General features: G+C 59.0%; 15 protein-coding genes and 1 tRNA gene. 8 read left to right on the top strand and 8 right to left on the bottom strand.

Annotation, left to right across the window (positions count from 1 at the left end; translation table 11 throughout):
- Positions 1-31: 31 nt before the first annotated feature.
- Positions 32-562, bottom strand: a complete 531-nt coding sequence (locus tag GW587_RS04585; RefSeq protein WP_166099206.1) for a GNAT family N-acetyltransferase — start codon at positions 560-562, stop codon at positions 32-34.
- A 129-nt stretch (positions 563-691) separates the two neighbouring features.
- Between GW587_RS04585 and GW587_RS04580 the strand changes: the two genes are divergently transcribed.
- From GW587_RS04580 to GW587_RS04550, 7 genes are all read left to right on the top strand, one after another.
- On the top strand, positions 692-2,122 hold the full coding sequence (locus GW587_RS04580) for a M20/M25/M40 family metallo-hydrolase (protein WP_166099204.1): 1,431 nt from the start codon (positions 692-694) through the stop codon (positions 2,120-2,122).
- Positions 2,123-2,195: 73 nt separating this feature from the next.
- Positions 2,196-2,435 (top strand): DUF6566 family protein, encoded by a 240-nt coding sequence (locus tag GW587_RS04575; protein ID WP_166099202.1) that lies wholly within the window; start codon positions 2,196-2,198, stop codon positions 2,433-2,435.
- Between the two features lie 40 nt (positions 2,436-2,475).
- Positions 2,476-2,853, top strand: coding sequence for a hypothetical protein (locus tag GW587_RS04570; RefSeq protein ID WP_166099200.1), 378 nt, complete (start codon positions 2,476-2,478; stop codon positions 2,851-2,853).
- Between the two features lie 67 nt (positions 2,854-2,920).
- Positions 2,921-4,300, top strand: a complete 1,380-nt coding sequence (locus GW587_RS04565; protein ID WP_166099197.1) for a TolC family protein — start codon at positions 2,921-2,923, stop codon at positions 4,298-4,300.
- Positions 4,297-5,667 (top strand): multicopper oxidase family protein, encoded by a 1,371-nt coding sequence (locus GW587_RS04560; protein WP_166099195.1) that lies wholly within the window; start codon positions 4,297-4,299, stop codon positions 5,665-5,667. Before GW587_RS04565 ends, GW587_RS04560 begins: the two co-directional genes overlap by 4 nt.
- 80 nt (positions 5,668-5,747) lie before the next feature.
- A complete protein-coding gene (locus GW587_RS04555) occupies positions 5,748-7,004 on the top strand; it encodes a voltage-gated chloride channel family protein (RefSeq protein WP_166099193.1) in 1,257 nt (418 codons plus the stop codon).
- A gap of 94 nt (positions 7,005-7,098) precedes the next feature.
- Entirely contained in the window at positions 7,099-10,506 is a 3,408-nt protein-coding gene (locus GW587_RS04550) for a DUF4214 domain-containing protein (protein WP_166099191.1), read from the top strand.
- Between the two features lie 454 nt (positions 10,507-10,960).
- On the opposite strand, the gene GW587_RS04545 is transcribed toward GW587_RS04550, so the two are convergent.
- The 5 genes from GW587_RS04545 to GW587_RS04525 all read right to left on the bottom strand — a co-directional run bounded on the left by GW587_RS04545 (position 10,961) and on the right by GW587_RS04525 (position 14,153).
- Entirely contained in the window at positions 10,961-11,737 is a 777-nt protein-coding gene (locus GW587_RS04545) for a HEPN domain-containing protein (RefSeq protein ID WP_166099188.1), read from the bottom strand.
- An 80-nt stretch (positions 11,738-11,817) separates the two neighbouring features.
- Complete coding sequence (locus GW587_RS04540) at positions 11,818-12,639, bottom strand: NYN domain-containing protein (protein ID WP_166099187.1); 822 nt, start codon at positions 12,637-12,639, stop codon at positions 11,818-11,820.
- A gap of 55 nt (positions 12,640-12,694) precedes the next feature.
- Positions 12,695-13,042 (bottom strand): immunity protein Imm33 domain-containing protein, encoded by a 348-nt coding sequence (locus tag GW587_RS04535; RefSeq protein ID WP_207393350.1) that lies wholly within the window; start codon positions 13,040-13,042, stop codon positions 12,695-12,697.
- Between the two features lie 47 nt (positions 13,043-13,089).
- Complete coding sequence (locus tag GW587_RS04530) at positions 13,090-13,707, bottom strand: SMI1/KNR4 family protein (protein ID WP_207393349.1); 618 nt, start codon at positions 13,705-13,707, stop codon at positions 13,090-13,092.
- Positions 13,708-13,796: 89 nt separating this feature from the next.
- Complete coding sequence (locus tag GW587_RS04525; RefSeq protein WP_166099184.1) at positions 13,797-14,153, bottom strand: DUF6984 family protein; 357 nt, start codon at positions 14,151-14,153, stop codon at positions 13,797-13,799.
- 473 nt (positions 14,154-14,626) lie between these two features.
- Here GW587_RS04525 and GW587_RS31160 point away from each other — a divergent pair, with 473 nt between their 5' ends.
- Entirely contained in the window at positions 14,627-14,986 is a 360-nt protein-coding gene (locus tag GW587_RS31160; protein ID WP_443090564.1) for a plasmid mobilization protein, read from the top strand.
- A gap of 124 nt (positions 14,987-15,110) precedes the next feature.
- Here the strand turns inward: GW587_RS31160 and GW587_RS04520 are convergent, their stop codons facing one another.
- Positions 15,111-16,322 carry a tyrosine-type recombinase/integrase gene (locus GW587_RS04520; RefSeq protein ID WP_207393348.1) on the bottom strand — a complete coding sequence of 404 codons (1,212 nt, stop codon included), beginning with the start codon at positions 16,320-16,322 and terminating at the stop codon, positions 15,111-15,113.
- A 167-nt stretch (positions 16,323-16,489) separates the two neighbouring features.
- A tRNA-Leu gene (locus GW587_RS04515) sits at positions 16,490-16,574 on the bottom strand.
- Positions 16,575-16,804: the final 230 nt, after the last annotated feature.

Below are 16,804 nucleotides of genomic sequence, written 5' to 3'. Positions count from 1 at the left end.
AAGTGAACGCGACGGTAATGCCTTGTAACAATTAGCGCCGCAGCGCTTCCCACTCGGGCCGCAGCAGGCTGAAGATCTCCACGTCCTGATAGCGGCCGTTGATGAAGAAGGCCTGGCGCATCGTGCCCTCGGCGCGGAATCCGCATTTCTGCGCCACCCGCACCGAGGCCACGTTCTCCGGCGCCGACAGCAGTTCCAGCCGCTGGTACTGGTGCACATTGAACAAATAATCGACCAGCAGACGGCAGGCTTCCGTCACGTACCCGTGCCCGGATAATTTGGGTTCGAACAGGCGGTAGCCGACTTCGCGCGTGGTCGGAGTGCGGCTCTTGAAGTGCGTGATGACGCCGACGATGTGGTGCGCGCCGTCCTCGATCACGAACAATTCGCTGTCGTCCGTGACGAAGCTGTTCTGCATGAACTCCTTGCGCATCGTTTCCGGCGATTTGAAGTGGGTCGAAAAATAATCGCCGCGCGAGGGCAGATCGTTGACCAGCGCGATGAAGGTGTTCAGATCGGCGGTCAGCAGATGGCGCACGGTGCAGAGTTGACCCTTGAGCATTTGGCGCTTTCTTCAGGCAGTTGAAGATTCAGACTATAGCAAATTAACATGGATGACAAGTTCATCACGATAGGTTATCGTCTGAGTCGCTCTGCATCGCCATCCATTATTTTATTTAATAGGAACCGCATGAAATCCGTCTTCAAACTCCCACTGTCCCTGACCTTGATGGCCACCAGCCTGCTGGCCGCCGGCGCCATCGCCGCGCCGGCCAACGATTCCGCAACGCTGGCCCAGATCCGCGACAGCGCGATGAAAGACGACTGGGCCTACGAGCGCCTGTCCGACCTGACCGATCTGGTTGGCCCGCGCCTGTCCGGTTCCGCCGGCGCGGCGGCGGCGGTGGAGCAGGTGGCGGCCGCCATGCGCAAGCTGGGCGCCAAGGTCACGCTGCAACCGGTCAAGGTGCCGCACTGGGTGCGCGGCGCTGAGACGGCGGAACTGGTCGACTACACCGGACGTCCGGCCGGCATCTCGCAGAAAGTGGTGCTGACGGCGCTGGGCGGCTCGGGCGCCACGCCCGCCGCCGGCCTGACCGCGCCGGTGTTGGTGGTGCGTTCGTTCGATGAATTGAAGGCGCTGGGCGACAAGGTCAAAGGCAGCATCGTGCTGTTCGACGTCGCCTTCGACCAGGAGATGGCCGATCGCGGCCACGCCGGCCCGGCCTACGGTCGCGGTTCGGCCTACCGTTTCGCCGGTCCTAAAATGGCGGCGGACATGGGCGCGGCGGCGGCGCTGGTGCGTTCGGTCGGCGGCGCCAACTTCCGCATCCCGCACACCGGCGCCACCGGCGTGGTGGACGGCGCGCGCATTCCCTCCGCGGCCGTCACCGCCGAAGACGCGATGCTGATGACCCGCCTGTCGGCGCGCGGTCCGCTCAAGATGCACCTGACGCTGACGCCGCAGATCCTGCCGGAAGCCGACAGCTTCAACGTCATCGCCGACTGGCCGGGCAGCGACAAGGCCGATGAAGTGGTGATCGTCTCCGGCCATCTCGATTCCTGGGACCTGGCCACCGGCGCGCACGACGACGGCACCGGCGTCGCCGGCGCGATGGCGGTGGTCGAGACGCTGAAGAAGCTGAACCTGAAGCCGCGCCGCACCATCCGCGTCATCGCCTGGATGAACGAGGAGAACGGCACCCGTGGCGGCCGCGCCTACTTCGACGTCAACAAGGACAAGCTGGATAAGCACTTCGCCGCGATCGAATCGGACAGCGGCGCCGGCCGCACCTTCGGCTTCATCGGCAGCGTCACGCCGCCGATGGTCAAGTACTTCGCGCCGTTGAAGGCGGCGCTGGACCCGATCGGCGCCGGCATCTTCGAGCGCCGCGACATCGCCGGCGCGGCCGATACCGGCCCAATGGAGCGCGCCGGCGTGCCGGTGTTCGAGCCGCTGGTCGATTCGAGCAGCTATTTCAGCTATCACCACACCCCGGCCGACACGCTGGACAAGGTCGATCCGCTGGAACTGAAGCGCCATGTCGCCGTCATGACGTCGCTGACCTGGTACCTGGCCAATATGGACGAGAACATCGGCCGCGTCGGCAAGTTCGACTAATCTTTCGGCGCGGCAGTCGTGCGCGGGCGCTCATCCCTTCGTGATAGTCTGTTTGCTTATTAAGGAGGCAATCATGGACAAAATTCACTACAAGGGCTGGGAAATCGTGCCGACGGCCCTGCCGACCACGGACCGCAAGTGGACCGCCAGCTGCGACATCGAACGCGCCGGCGCCAACGGCGTCGAAGTGTTCGAGGGCGCGACCATGCAGTTCGTGCGCGACACCGAGGACGAAGCCATCGCCGCCGCCTGCGACGAGGCGATTCGGCAGATCGACAACATCATCGCCAATCCGCTGGTAAGGCTGGCCTGACGGCGTCGGCGGCTTGTGCTACCATAAGCGCATGACTGTCGTGCTCAGATCCCTCATCGTTTGGCTGATGCTGCTGGCGCTCCCTTATCAGGGATACGCCTCGGCCACGATGCTGCTGTGCGTCGCTCCGGCGCCGGCGGTTGGGGCATCGATGGCGTCGTCCGGGCCTCACGACCACGCCGCGATGATGGCGGCGCAAGCGCTGGCCGACAAAGGCGATCACACCGCCAAATCCGCCCACGGCACCGTCAAATGCGGCGGCACCGCCTGCTGCGCGGCGGCCGCGCCATTGCTGGCGCCGACTGTCGGTGTGTCCGTCGCGCCGCTGGTGTCCATCTCCATTCCGTTTTACGCCGATTTCCTCCCTGCGGTCGACCTGGCCCACCCTGAACGTCCCCCTCAAGCTCTCCACGCCTGATCCCGCGACAGCTCCGTCCACGGGCTGCGCATCCTTTTCCGAATCAACGTAACTTGAGGTGTGAGACATGAATTGTCTGCATAAACTCGCGGCGGGCGCCGGTGTGGCGCTGCTGCTTGGCGGCTGCGCGTCGCTGTCCGGCGATGGCGGCTTCGGCGCCGCCGCCGGTGTCAGCGAACAGCGTACCGGCATGAGCGCCAGCGTCTCCGGACGCCTGCCGCGCAACGACGACGACGCGCGCGCGCTGGCCGCCGTCATCAATAAAAAACTGGAACAGCCGCTGGCCGCCGACGAGGCGGTGCATATCGCGCTGCTGAATAATCGCGGACTGCAGGCCAGCTATTGGTCGCTCGGCATCGTCGAGGCGGACCTGGTGCAGGCCGGCCGTCTGCAAAACCCGGTGTTCGATTTCAAGCGCAGCCACGGCGGCGGCGAAGTGGATATCGAACGCACGCTGACCTTCAACCTGCTATCCCTGATCACCGCGCCGATGGCGAGCCGCATCGAGGGACGCCGTTTCGAACAAACCAAGCTTCTGGTGTCGAACGAAGCGCTGAAAGTCGCCGCCGACACGCGCCGCACCTGGGTGGAGGTGGTGGCCGCGACCCAGATCGCGGACTATGCGAAGCAGGTCGAGGCGTCGGCGCAGGCCAGCGCCGAGCTGGCCGAGCGCATGCGCAAGGCCGGCAACTGGAGCACGATGGACCTGGCGCGTGAACAGGCCTACCACGCGCAGACGCTGGCAGATGTCGTGCATGCGCAGAAAGCCGCCGTCTCGGCGCGCGAAAAGCTCACGCGCCTGATGGGTTTGAGCGGCGCACAGACCGGGTTCAAGCTGCCCGACCATCTGCCCGACCTGCCTGATACGCTGCGCGAACTGGCCGATGTGGAGCAGATCGCCGTCAGCGAACGGCTCGACATCCAGGCCGCCAGGCTCGATACCGAGCATACCGCCTCCACGCTGGGCCTGAGCAAGGCCACGCGCTTCATCAATGTGCTGGACCTGGGCGCGGTGCGCAACACACAGGGCGGCACCAGCACGCGCGGTTACGAGCTGTCGCTGGAGATACCGTTGTTCGACTGGGGCTCGACCCGTGTCGCGCGCGCCGAGGCGACCTATATGCAATCGGTGAACCTGCTGGCGCAAGCCGCCATCGACGCCCGCAGCGAGGCGCGCGAAAGCTACGCCGACTATCGCGCGTCCTACGAGCTGGCGCGCCACTATCGCGACCAGGTGGTCCCGCTGCGCAAACAACTGTCGGATCAGACCCTGCTGCGCTACAACGGCATGCTGATGAGCGTCTTCGAGCTGCTGGCCGATGCGCGCGAGCAGGCCACCGCCGTCAGCGGCTACATCGCCGCGCTGAAAGACTACTGGACCGCGCAAGCCAACCTGGAGGCCGCGCTGGGCGGCCGCCTGCCAACCAACAAGGGAGTAACGCCATGACCAACCGCAGATCGTTTTTAACCGGCGCGGCCCTGATCGGCGCCGGCATGGTCACCAAGGCCGGCGCGGCCTCGCTGCCGGAGGCGCCGGTGCAATCGTCGGCCGCCACTCAGCCGCCGCTGATGCCGCCGAACGGCCGTCCTTACAATCCCGTCGTCACGCTCAACGGCTGGACGCTGCCGTGGCGGATGAAGGACGGCGTCAAGGAGTTCCACCTGGTGGCGGAGCCGGTGGTGCGCGAAATCGCGCCCGGCATGACGGCCAACCTGTGGGGCTACAACGGCCAGAGTCCGGGGCCGACCATCGAAGTGGTGGAGGGCGACCGGGTGCGCATCTTCGTCACCAACAAGCTGCCCGAGCACACCAGCGTGCACTGGCACGGCCAGCGCCTGCCGAACGGCATGGACGGCATCACCGGCCTGACGCAGCCCGGCATCGAGCCGGGCAAGACCTTCGTCTACGAATTCGTCGCCAGGAACGCCGGCACCTTCATGTACCACCCGCACGCCGACGAGATGGCGCAGATGGCGATGGGGATGATGGGCTTCTGGATCACGCATCCCAAGGATCCATCTCTGCACGCGGTGGACCGCGACTTCGTATTCCTGCTGAACGCCTACGACATCGAGCCGGGAAGCTACACGCCGAAGATCAACACCATGACCGACTTCAACCTGTGGACCATCAACAGCCGTGCCTTCCCCGGCATCGACCCGATGGTGGTGCGGCGTAACGACAAGGTGCGCATCCGCGCCGGCAACCTGACGATGACCAATCACCCGATCCACCTGCACGGCCACACCTTCGAGGTGACCGGCACCGACGGCGGCTGGGTGCGGCCATCCGCGCGCTGGCCCGAGGTGACCACCGATATCGCCGTCGGCCAGATGCGCGCCATCGAATTCGTCGCCGACGAGCCGGGCGACTGGGCCTTCCACTGCCACAAATCGCACCACACGATGAACGCGATGGGACACCAGGTGCCCACCATGATCGGGGTCGACCACGCCGGTGTGGCGGAGAAGATCAACAACCTGGTGCCCGGCTATATGGTCATGGGCGACAAGGGCGGATCGATGGGCGGGATGCAGATGCCGCTGCCGGAGAACACGCTGCCGATGATGATGGGCGATGGGCCGTTCGGCAGTCTGGACATGGGCGGCATGTTCACCATGGTGAAGGTGCGCGAGGGACTAGCGCGCAACGACTACAAGGATCCGGGCTGGTACAAGCACCCGAAAGGGACGGTGGCGCGCGAGTGGACCGGCGAACTGCCACCGGCGCCGCGCGCCCCGGGCGCTCCGCCGGCCAAGCCGGATGACGCCATGAACGTCAAGCGCGACGGCGATATGCATCACCATCACTAAGCGGCGGCGCCGGGCGGCAAGCGATCATCTTCGGGGATCGATTGCCGCTGCGGTGCTTCTTTGTTAGCATGCAAGGCTCTATGAAGCCAGCCCGCTACCCCGAACCCATCGCCATGCTGCCGTACATCGGCAAATGGACCTTCATCGCCTGCCTGATCGCCGCGCTGGCAGGCACCGCGTCCGCCTTGTTCCTGTTCGCTCTGGACTACGCCACCAACTGGCGCGAGGCGCACCGCTGGATCATCTGGCTGCTGCCGCTGGCCGGCTTCGCGGTCGGCTGGGTGTATCTCAAAATCGGCCGCTCGGTCGAAGCGGGCAACAACCTGCTGATCGACGAAATCCACGACCCCAGGAACGTCATCCCGCTGCGCATGGCGCCGCTGGTGTTGATCGGCACCGTCGTCTCGCACTTGTTCGGCGCCTCGGTCGGCCGCGAAGGCACGGCGGTGCAGATGGGCGGCACGCTGGCCGACCAGCTCACCCACATCTTCCACCTGCGCCACGCCGAGCGCCGCATCCTGCTGATGGCCGGCATCAGCGCCGGCTTCGCATCGGTGTTCGGCACGCCGCTGGCCGGCGCCATCTTCGGCCTGGAGGTGCTGGCCATCGGCCGTTTGCGCTACGACGCCATCTTCCCCTGCATGCTCGCCGCCATCGCCGCCGACCAGGTGGGCATGGCCTGGGGCGTGCATCACACGCACTACGCGATCGGCGCCATCGCCCCGATCGCCATCTGGAGCGTGGCCGCCGTGATGGCGGCGGGGGTGCTGTTCGGACTGGTCGGCATGGCCCTCGCCACCGCCACGCACGCCGCGTCGGGATGCATGAAACGATATATACCGTATGCGCCGTTACGCCCGATGCTCGGCGGCGTGGCGGTCGCGCTGGCGGTGTGGTGGCTGGGCACGCGCTACATCGGCCTCGGGATACCGGTGATCGTCGAATCGTTCGCGCAGCCGGTCGCGCCATGGGACTTTCTCGGCAAATTCGCCTTCACCGTGGCCTCGCTGGGCAGCGGCTTCAAGGGCGGCGAGGTCACGCCGCTGTTCTACATCGGCGCCACCCTGGGCAACGCGCTGGCGCCGCTGCTGCATCTGCCGTTCGCCATGCTGGCGGGGATAGGCTTCGTCGCCGTGTTCGCGGGCGCGGCCAACACGCCGCTGGCGTCGACCATCATGGCGATCGAATTATTCGGACCGCAGATCGGACCATATGCCGCGCTGGCCTGCGTGGCGGCGTATTTGTGCTCCGGCCATTGCGGCATTTACCGTTCGCAGCGGGTGGGACTGCTCAAGCATCGCCTACCGCCCGTCGCGCGCGACCGGGGCAACGATTAAGTCCATGTTTTGGCGTTTGGTGAGAATTGAATAGTTTCTCGCGGTTACATATTGGTAATATGTCAAAGTTCCCATTTACTATATTGCACCCGCCATGGCCGATGATTACAGCAACAACGTCAATACCACCGGACAGATCGCCATTGGCGGCAGCAAGACCGGCAACTTCGAAGCCAGCTACGACAGCGACTGGTTCAAGGTATCGCTGACCGCCGGGACGACCTACCAGTTCACGCTGACCGGCGCGGCCGATGGCGGCGGCACGCTGGGCAGCTATTCCAATATATCGCTGTCGGTGATGGGGCAGCAGGGCTATGCGTTGGCCTCCAACTGGAACATCAGCGGTTCGACGCTGGCGCCGGTGGTGCAATTTACGCCGCAATCGTCGGGCATTTACTATGTGGCCACCGGCGCCAGTGGCCAGCTGGGCACTTACAAGATCAAATCGAGCTTCCCGGCCGCCGACGACTATGCGGCCGACACCACCACCATCGGCACCATCGCGGCCGAAGCTGCCGTTTCCGCCGCGTTCCAGCGTACTGACGACATGGACTGGTTCCGTTTTCACGCCGACGCCGGCCAGATCACGACGTTCACTGCCGCCACCGGCGACGGTCTGGTGACGCCGAACTATTTTTACATCTACGATAGCGCCGGCAAGTCGATCAGTTCTCTGCAGGCGCAATCGGGCTTCGTCGCCGGCCTGGGCGGCGACTATTTCGTCGGTGTCTCCGCCAACGGCCAGATCGGCGCGTACACCACCACTATGCACGTGGTGTCGGACGACTATTCGGCCGACAACACCCGCACCGGCAACCTGAACGCGGGCGGCCAGACGTCGGGCGTGCTGGAGTATCGCGACGACGTCGACCGCTTCCGCATGGACGTGCAGCAAGGCCAGTTCTATACCATTAGCTTGTCGACCAAGCCCGGCGATAGCCAGCAATTGACGCTGTCGCTCACCGACGGCGTGGGTAACTACGTTTCCAGCAGCAGCAGCTTCGCCGACGGCACGCTGACGCTGCGCGTGCTGGCCTCGGGCACCGGCACCTATTCGCTCAATGTCGGCGGCATTTATTACGTCAGCACCGTTGGCACCGCCTACACGCTGAAGGCCTCGGCGCCCGAGGCCGACGATTTCGGCGGCAGCATGGGCACCGCCACCGCGCTGGAATTGGGCGTGGCTGTGGCGGGCAAGGTGCAGTCGCCGGATGACGTCGACATGTTCAAGGTCAGCCTGTCTGCCGGTGTGACCTATCGCATCGGGATGGCGCTGGACAATGGCGCCTCCAACTACAACTTCCGCATGACCGACAGCAGCGGCTACACTGTCGGCCAGGACTTTTATAGCGGGCAGAAATTCTTCACCTACACCCCGACCAAGACCGGCGATTTCTATCTGTCGCAGGCGGGAGGCTATGGTGGCGTGAGCGCGCAGGGCTACACGGTGATGGTCGACACGGTCGTCGACGACTACAGCGCCAACATCGCCACCAAGGGCCGGCTGAGCGTCGGTTCCTCGACCAAGGGCGAGCTGGAAGCGGGCGGCGGCGACGCCGACTGGTACGCGGTCTCGCTCAACGCCGGCGGCTACTACTGGTTCTCGGTGGACGGCGCCAAGGAAGGCGGCGGCACCTTGGCCACTTATCCGTATGGCGCCGTCATGCGCTTGCTTGACGCCAAGGGCGCGGTGCTGGCCACCAGCACGCCAGGTTTCAACGGCACATCGAACATCCTGCCGTATGCGGTCACCACCAAGGGCACTTATTACGTGGAAGTGGCGTCGCCCGGCGGCGCCGGCACCTACACGGTCAAAGCCCGGCTGGGCGAGGTCGACGACTACGGCAACGATATCGCCCACGCGGCGGCGATCAGCACCGCCGCCGCCGTCAAGGGCAAGCTGGAGCTGACCAGCGATTTGGACGTGTTCAAGTTCACGGCGGAGGCCGGCGTCACCTACAAGCTGTTGCTGGCTTCCGGCGCGGACGGCGGCGTCAGCGTCAATTCCTATACCACGCTGGAAGTATCGGGCGCGAGCAACGAATATGTGCCGCTGCGCAGCGTCTACGACGGCTTGCCGCAGGCGACCCGCTTCTTCGAGGCGAGCAAATCGGGAGACTACTACATCAAGATCGGCGCTTCGGCGTACGGCACCACCGGCACCTATGTGCTGTCGGTGGCCTCGCTGGGCAAGGATGACTTCCCCGCCAGCAAGCTGACCACCGCCGTGGTGGAACCCGGCAAGCCGCTGTCGGGCACCATCGCCGTGGCCGATGACCACGACTGGGTCAAGGTGCAGCTGGAAGCCGGCCGCACCTATGTCTTCGACCTGCAGGGCTCGGTGAGCGGCGGCGGTTCGCTCGATACGTCCACCTCGTCCGCCGGCATGTCGCTGATCGGCGCCAGCGGCTATGCCGTCGCCTACACCAGCAGCGCCGTCGGCGGCGAGCCGCGCCTGTCCTATATCGCCCAGACCAGCGGCGACTACTATCTCGACGTGCACGGCAACGGCAGCAAGACCGGCACCTACACGGTGGTGGCGACGCTGACCAGCGGCGATGCCACCGCGCCGCATCTGCTGTCGTCGAGCATGCAGGATGGCGCCGTCAACGTCTCGCCGGTGATGCCGAAGATCGTGCTGAGCTTCGACGAGATCGTCATGGTAGGCAATGGCCTGACGCTGAGCGACGGCAACGGTGTCGCGCTGACGCTGCCAAGCTACGGCCAGTCGCTGGCGATCGGCGTCGGCAAGACGCTGGTGATCGACCCGCATCAGAATCTCAAGCCGGGCGTGACCTACACGCTGTCGCTGCCGGAGGGCAGTGTGCTGGACCTGGCCGGCAACAAGCTGGCCGGCGCGCTGAGCTACAAGTTCACGGTGGCGGATCCGGTAACGGTGGGCACTTCGGGCAACGACTTCATGATCGGCAACATGAAAATGAAGCTGGACGGCGGAGCGGGCGTCGATACCGTCTACTACGGGAACTCCAACCCTTATAATTTCCAGCTGGTGCACAACGCCGACGGCAGTTACACCATGCGCGAGTACACCGAGACGGTCGGCGACACCTTGACCGGCGTCGAGCGCTTGCTGTTTTCGAGCAGCGGCATCGCGCTCGACATCGACGGTGCCGGTGGTCAGGTCTATCGGCTGTATCAGGCGGCGTTCAACCGAACGCCGGACAGTGCCGGGCTGGGGTTCTGGATGTCGAAGATGGATCGCGGCATGACGCTCAACGCTGTCGCGGAAGCATTCACGGCAAGCGATGAATTCATCGGACGATACGGCCCATCCCCTAGCGATGCGGAGTTCGTGAACTTACTGTATCAAAATGTGCTGCACCGCGCGCCTGAGCCGGCCGGCAACGCGCATTGGCTGAATTTATTGGCCCACGACCTCACGCATGCTCAGGCATTGATCAGCTTTAGCGAAAGCGCAGAGAACAGTGCGGCATTGGCCAGCATCATCGGCAATGGATTCAGTTACACGCCATACGGCTAGGGATGAGGAGTTTGGTGACGTGCCTGGACGTCTTGGGATGAGGTGGTGCTCCGAGCCGGAATCGAAAATCGGCCTGGAGCGATGATGATATGCGGCTCCCAGAGATGCGGATGGACTCATGCCCCCACGTTGGCCCTTACGAATTTATTAATATGGCTCGTATATTTTCCTTATTGATTTCAGCATAATTAAAGGTCACAAAATTTGTTTTTATATCCATCTTTTTATAAAATTCAGATGGGCTTATTTCTTAGGAGGTATTTATATGTTGAATATCTACGATTAAATAAAAAGGTCTGTTATCGCCCCAAAACCGACATTCAATATAGGGCGAATACGATTCCGAAATAGAGATGTGAGCAGAAGCGCGTGTTCGTGGAAAATATTAGCGGCTGGAGTAGATATCCCGTCTGCTCGGATTGATGAAAAACAAAATTACTTAATCCTATTTAATTCACCTATATTTTTCACTTATATAAAAATTATCAACGAGATGGCGGTCAATTGATAACGCTAAATCCCTTAAAATTGAATTATATTCAGCAACATCTTTTATGATCAACTCAACTTTTTGACCGTGCGCAATCTTATTTCTGATGTCACGAATAGCGTGAAATTTTTCCACTAAATCATCGGAAAGAGGCATCCCAAAAGCGTCGATTAAAAATGTCGGTATTTCGCTAGCCTTAAGATTTCCTATTTTTTGAGATAAATATTTTAGACCAAGAGGATAAAACAATTCAGAAGGAAATTTAAAATTACTTCCCTCAAGAATTTTAGTTGCATTTACTGCTTTTAAAGCATCTTTCGAAAGATTTTTTTGCAAAACCCTTTTTGATCCAAGGGGAGTTTTTCTTTGATCTATGATCGTTTTTTGAACGCGGCCAATTGCTGATTTGTGCAACTGATTTTCTCCACCGTGAAATTCAATAAATTTTTTAATTGCATCTACAACATATGCCTCAAAATAACTAAACGAGGATAAGATAGCATGTCGAGATAGTTCAGCTTTGTATTCTTTAATTTGTTCGCTTATCAAAGCCAGATCATTTGGCTTACTAAAATAATCTGGACTGGGTAAATTTTGGAGGACTCCTTTTTTAATTAAGCTCATTTGCTGCTTGAGACATGGAACTGCTTGGCAAACAATATAAGCAAAATCAAATGTTTGTTGGATTTGCTCTCGTAGTCGAAGATAAGCCTCGGATGGCAGAATATGTTTAGGGGACATTAAATTTATTTTCAGTGAGCTTTGAACGTGTTTCGAAAGGCGGGTACTGGCCGAATTAAGTCTGCTTGCTAATTGTAGAACTATGCTTTAACAGTGTCCCAAGTAACATCCGAATGCAATAGTTTATGGACACGCTTCATTTCATCGACTGAAGCCTCTCCATATCTCGTCATTGGCTGTTTTCCAACACCTACGGCCCATAGTGCATGCACTCCTGTAGGCAAGGTCTCCACCCAAGCCACTTCTCTTCCATCAACCCGACCAATCTCTATTACTTTCCCTAGACTTACATTCCAATAACTAGAGCGCACAGGTAATGGGTGGTGCTTTTTGAAATCCTCAGTACAGAAACTATGCAGCCTGTAAACGTCTAATGCTTCCTGCGAATCTGCAGCATTTCGAAGCAGAGGAGATGTTGACTGCGGCCCAAACCAGAGATTCACATACATACCGTCGTTGACTACTGCTTCAATCAGCGGACGAAAATCCAAGTCACCAGCAATGAAGATCAATTGATCCATATTTCGGCGAAACGTATGCGACAACATGTCAACGGCGATAAGGATATCAACTTCCTTTTGCCCCGCGCCTTTCCCGCGCCGCCATCGACTGCTCCCTTCAGCAACATGCCAACCATTAAGGCTACGAAGGTGATCAAAAAAAGCCTCCTTATGAGCGTATCTTGCGTTGAAGTGCTCTAAGCTTTCGTTTCCTGCTTGGGCTGGTAGGCAATCGTAATAAAAAGCTTTTTGACAGTTCCCCATTAAACTCATGTATTCAAGCTCAAAAGGAACTCCGAACATAAGCTCGCCTGCTTTTATTAAAAGCCTATCGAGATAGGCACCATCAATAAAAAGGTACGAAACAGGACTGGCGGACACTCGCCCCATAGCTCGCAACATGAATCTCCTTTTTCGATAAGGTACTCTTTTAAAAAAGACTGTCTGGCTTTGGCCGCTATGCGTCTCTAGCTTCGCTGATCAATAATTCCTCATCGAACCAGACGTCTTCGTAGTTCGGTGCGAGCAAGACCCGCCATCCGGGCGGAAGCCCTAGATACGGAACGATCTTATCGCAGTATTCCGACAGGTGCGCAGCGCATAGTGGCTGATAAAAATCAGTATCCGTAGAATACTCGCCACCGTAAATGTACCAGCCACAATCACCGTTCTCCGGCTGGACTCGAGCCGCATGCAGGGGCACATTTGCTAAAGTTGCCAGCGCAATTCCAACCTTTTCATGTCCGGCAGGCGGCATGCATTGGACATTGTATCGCTGGCAAACTTGTTGTTGATCGGTGGACATATTAGGTAATTAGTCTTATGTGTGATCCCGAGGGCGGCTTCTGGTCGTTACGCGAAGTCAGCATCGACAAGACCGCCAAAGTCTTCCGAGTAGACATATTTGCCAGCTATGACGGCATCGACGTACTTCGCAAACCAAAGTTTGAAGCTGTTAGCTTCCACTGCTCTGGTACCCATGTCGTGCCACATTGTGATGACTTGTCCTTCTTGCCCATCGATGCCTGGAGCGAGGTCGAGACAGTGGTGGTCACCACTTCCGTTATGTATAAACGGAATCCATTTCGGATTCCACCAATCGTCTCGTACACCTGCCTCAGGTTCAGACTTGTACCCTTCGAAATCACCAGAGTCAAGGAGGTCCTTCCAAACCTTCCATTGTTCGATGATCTCTGTGGTAGACAGGAATTCAGAATTATCAAACAGCCCTCCAGCACAGCCTTGTTGTCCGTTGTGTACCTTCAGAAACTCCACATAATCATGCGGCAGTTTTGCCCCTAGCATTGTCTCTAAACTCCTAATTTCATCATCTGTAGCAGGCGGACACAGGTCTTTCAAGCCGTCGGGCCAATGCACTCTAAGCCATAATTCAAAAGCTAACCAAGTATCACTTATAGATGATGCGGTAGTGGTTGAGCTTTTGAGAAATTTAGAGAAGAAATTTGCCATAAAAAGGGAAGAGAGTTAATTGCGGGGTTTCAGAAGTTCAACGGCAGCTTGTGGCCGATTACGGCAATGCTAATCAAGCTTCTTAATCGCTATTTTCTCGGCGGAAGGATAGCATTCCAAGGGAAAGAAATTGGCCTTCCAAATATCAAGTTCAAACAATTGCCCTTCTGGTCTACATTTACCGCTATACTCACTGGCACCCCGTCCGTGTCGATGTAGTCCGCATCGGCCACAGCCGCACCAAGACTGCGCGTTTCATCCGAACTGAACCGCAGGCTTCCCATGCCACCATCGAGCATATCCTCAACCATTGCAATATCGAGTTGCCGCATAAGGGCTGCGCTATCCTTACATGTCTGGAGCATTGACTGAATCAATGTCTTCTCTTCGGCACGAAGTGAGCGCGGTCTAGCCTGAGAACCTAAAGGCATAAAGATTTCTTTCATTTGGACCGTCTGCTAATGGCCGAACGCGGACGGTGGCTTTAAGTAAAACAGCTGGAAAACCTATCAGTTGAAGTTCTCTTGATAAACATTCTATTTTCAGTACGATTCTTGCTGGTAGCATATCACTTTGCTGGTGTGAAAAAGTCACAGATTCCCACGAAGCAAGAAATCATTTTTCTATCGCAAGCGGACAGAACATATCGCGATGACTGGCAAAGCAGATGTCGTAAAGAAAATATTGCCTCCGGCATATCCAAGAGAGTCTGGAACGAATCGCGTTTGAATCGCGGTTGAGTCGAAATCGCAGTCGTGATGTGTTGTGTACGAATCGATGATTAGAGGCGGGCAGGATAGGTGAAGTAGGCCCACCGCTTCGCGGTTGCCCTACATCACTCCTGCCTTATTCGCACTTCGTGCTCAACGGTGACGCTCTGCGTTGCCCAGCGGCTACCTCCGCCAAACTCATAGGGGCAATGATGAAAAACACTACAAGAAAGAACAGCACGCCAGTGAAAGTCTATTGCCTGCCGGAAGAACATGAAAAATTGAAAGAATTGTCCGCTGCGGCAAACCTGAGCATGTCGAACTATCTGCGAAAAGTCGGCTTAGGTTACGGGGTGGGATCTCAGCCGGCTGAGCGGGCTACTCAAGCTTTGGCTCACCGACGACCCGCGCACTGCGTCTATTCGGGGAGCCACCATCCGCGCGGTGCTAAGCAAGATCGAACACGCGCAAGACGAGATGCTCGACGTGATGCGTTTTATCGTGATGCCACGCAGTGCCCGGAACAAGTGGGACCATTGAACGCCCACGAGCGCTGTCATGGCAGGTAGGGGCGGCTCGCGTCTACAAGTGCGACGCACGCGGCGCGGCGATCACCATGCATCATGATCCTGGCGTTTAAACCGTGATAGAGGGCCCTGGGGCGCGCGCAGCACTCGGGTCCATGACCTGACATCAAAGCGTCTGCAAACGCAGCCTATCGAGGTAATTGGCCCAGCGCTGCATCATCTCGCGGCGCGCCGGCAAATGCGCGGTGCGATTGTAGGCGCGTCCATTCGGATCTTTGACACGGTGCGCCAGCTGGTGCTCGATCAGGTCCACACGCTCGCCAAGCACTTCGTCCATGATCGTTCGCGCCATCGCGCGGAAGCCGTGACCCGTCATCACCTCTTTGCTGTAGCCCATACTGCGTAAGGCGGCGTTGATGGTGTTCTCGCTCATGCAGCGATCATGGCTGCGCATACCGACGAAGACATACGCACCTCGCCCGGTTAATCGCTGCATCGCTCGCAGTATCTCGATGGCCTGCGTGGGAAGCGGAACGATATGGTCGTTCTCCATCTTCATCTTCGTGCCTGGCACGCGCCACTCGCCTTTATCGAGATCGAGCTCCGACCATTCCATCGCGCGGATCATGCCGGGTCGTTGAAAGAGCATCGGTGAGATCTTCAACGCAGCGATGGTGTAAGGATGTCCTTCGTATCCGTAGATCGCCCGCAGCAGCGCGCCAGCTTTCTCGGGATCGGTAATGGCGGCGTAGTGGCCGACAGGGACTGACGCCAAGGCGTCACCGAGATCCCTGGTCACGTCGCGATCCGCGAGCTCGCTCGCGACGGCGAAGCGGAACACCTGTCCCACTGCGCGCTTGACGTTATGCGTCGTCTCGAACGCGCCGCGATCCTCGATGCGCCTAAGCGCGGTAAGTACCTGGCGTGGCCGGATATCGGCGATCGGCATCGCGCCGATGACCGGGAAGATGTCCTTGCGCAGCCAGTTGAAAATTTTTCGACGCGTGGTCTCTGCCCGTTCGGCTTTGGTCTTCTCAAGCCACAGCATGGCCACCACTTCGAATGTGTTCAGCGCCGACGCCTGGCGGGAGGCCTTGGCGTTGCGGCGCGCCTGCGCGGGGTCGTTGCCGGCTCGCTGTAACGCCCGTACTTCGTTGCGGCGCTCACGTGCCTCACTCAGCGACACTTCGGGATAAGGGCCGAAGGACAATCGACTTTCCTTGCCCGACGCTTGGCGAAACTTCATGCGCCACAACTTGGCGCCGGAGGGGAAGACTTCAAGGTAGAGGCCGCCACCATCAAACAGCCTGTACGACTTCTCCCGGGGCTTGGTCTTCCGCAGCTGCGTTTCGTTGAGCGGGATGACGGAAATAGGCATTTTGGGGGCATCCGATTTTGGGGGCATCGCCGATTCTGCCCCCAAAATGCCCCCAAAACCGCTGGATGTCAACAGACCTCAGCAGCTCTCGGCGGACTTCAATTTGAGATTTCTCCTAGGAGAAGGAGAAAATTTGAGACGTTCGTGGACGTCTACGGATGAGTGGGTGGTGCTCCGAGCCGGAATCGAACCGGCACGCCTTGCGGCGGGAGATTTTAAGTCTCCAGTGTCTACCAATTTCACCATCGGAGCCCACACAGCCAAACATTATGCCATGACATACCCACAACCCGCAACGCCGGGATCATGGATTTATGGCCGTCATCCCGCTCCGGCGGCCGATACTTAAAGAAGTAGTGTGAGGTAGCCTGAGACTTACGGACACTTCCATTTGATAAACTTGTCAAAGGGAGTGAAAACATGAAATCAACAACATACACGCCGGAGTTCCGGGCCGAGGCGGTCAAACTGGTGCTGGCGCA

The sequence above is a fragment of the Duganella aceris genome (assembly GCF_011090165.1).
GTDB classification, from domain to species: Bacteria; Pseudomonadota; Gammaproteobacteria; order Burkholderiales; family Burkholderiaceae_D; genus Rugamonas; species Rugamonas aceris.
Note: the sequence above shows the minus strand (reverse complement) of the source record. Positions and strands in the feature narration are given on the sequence as shown.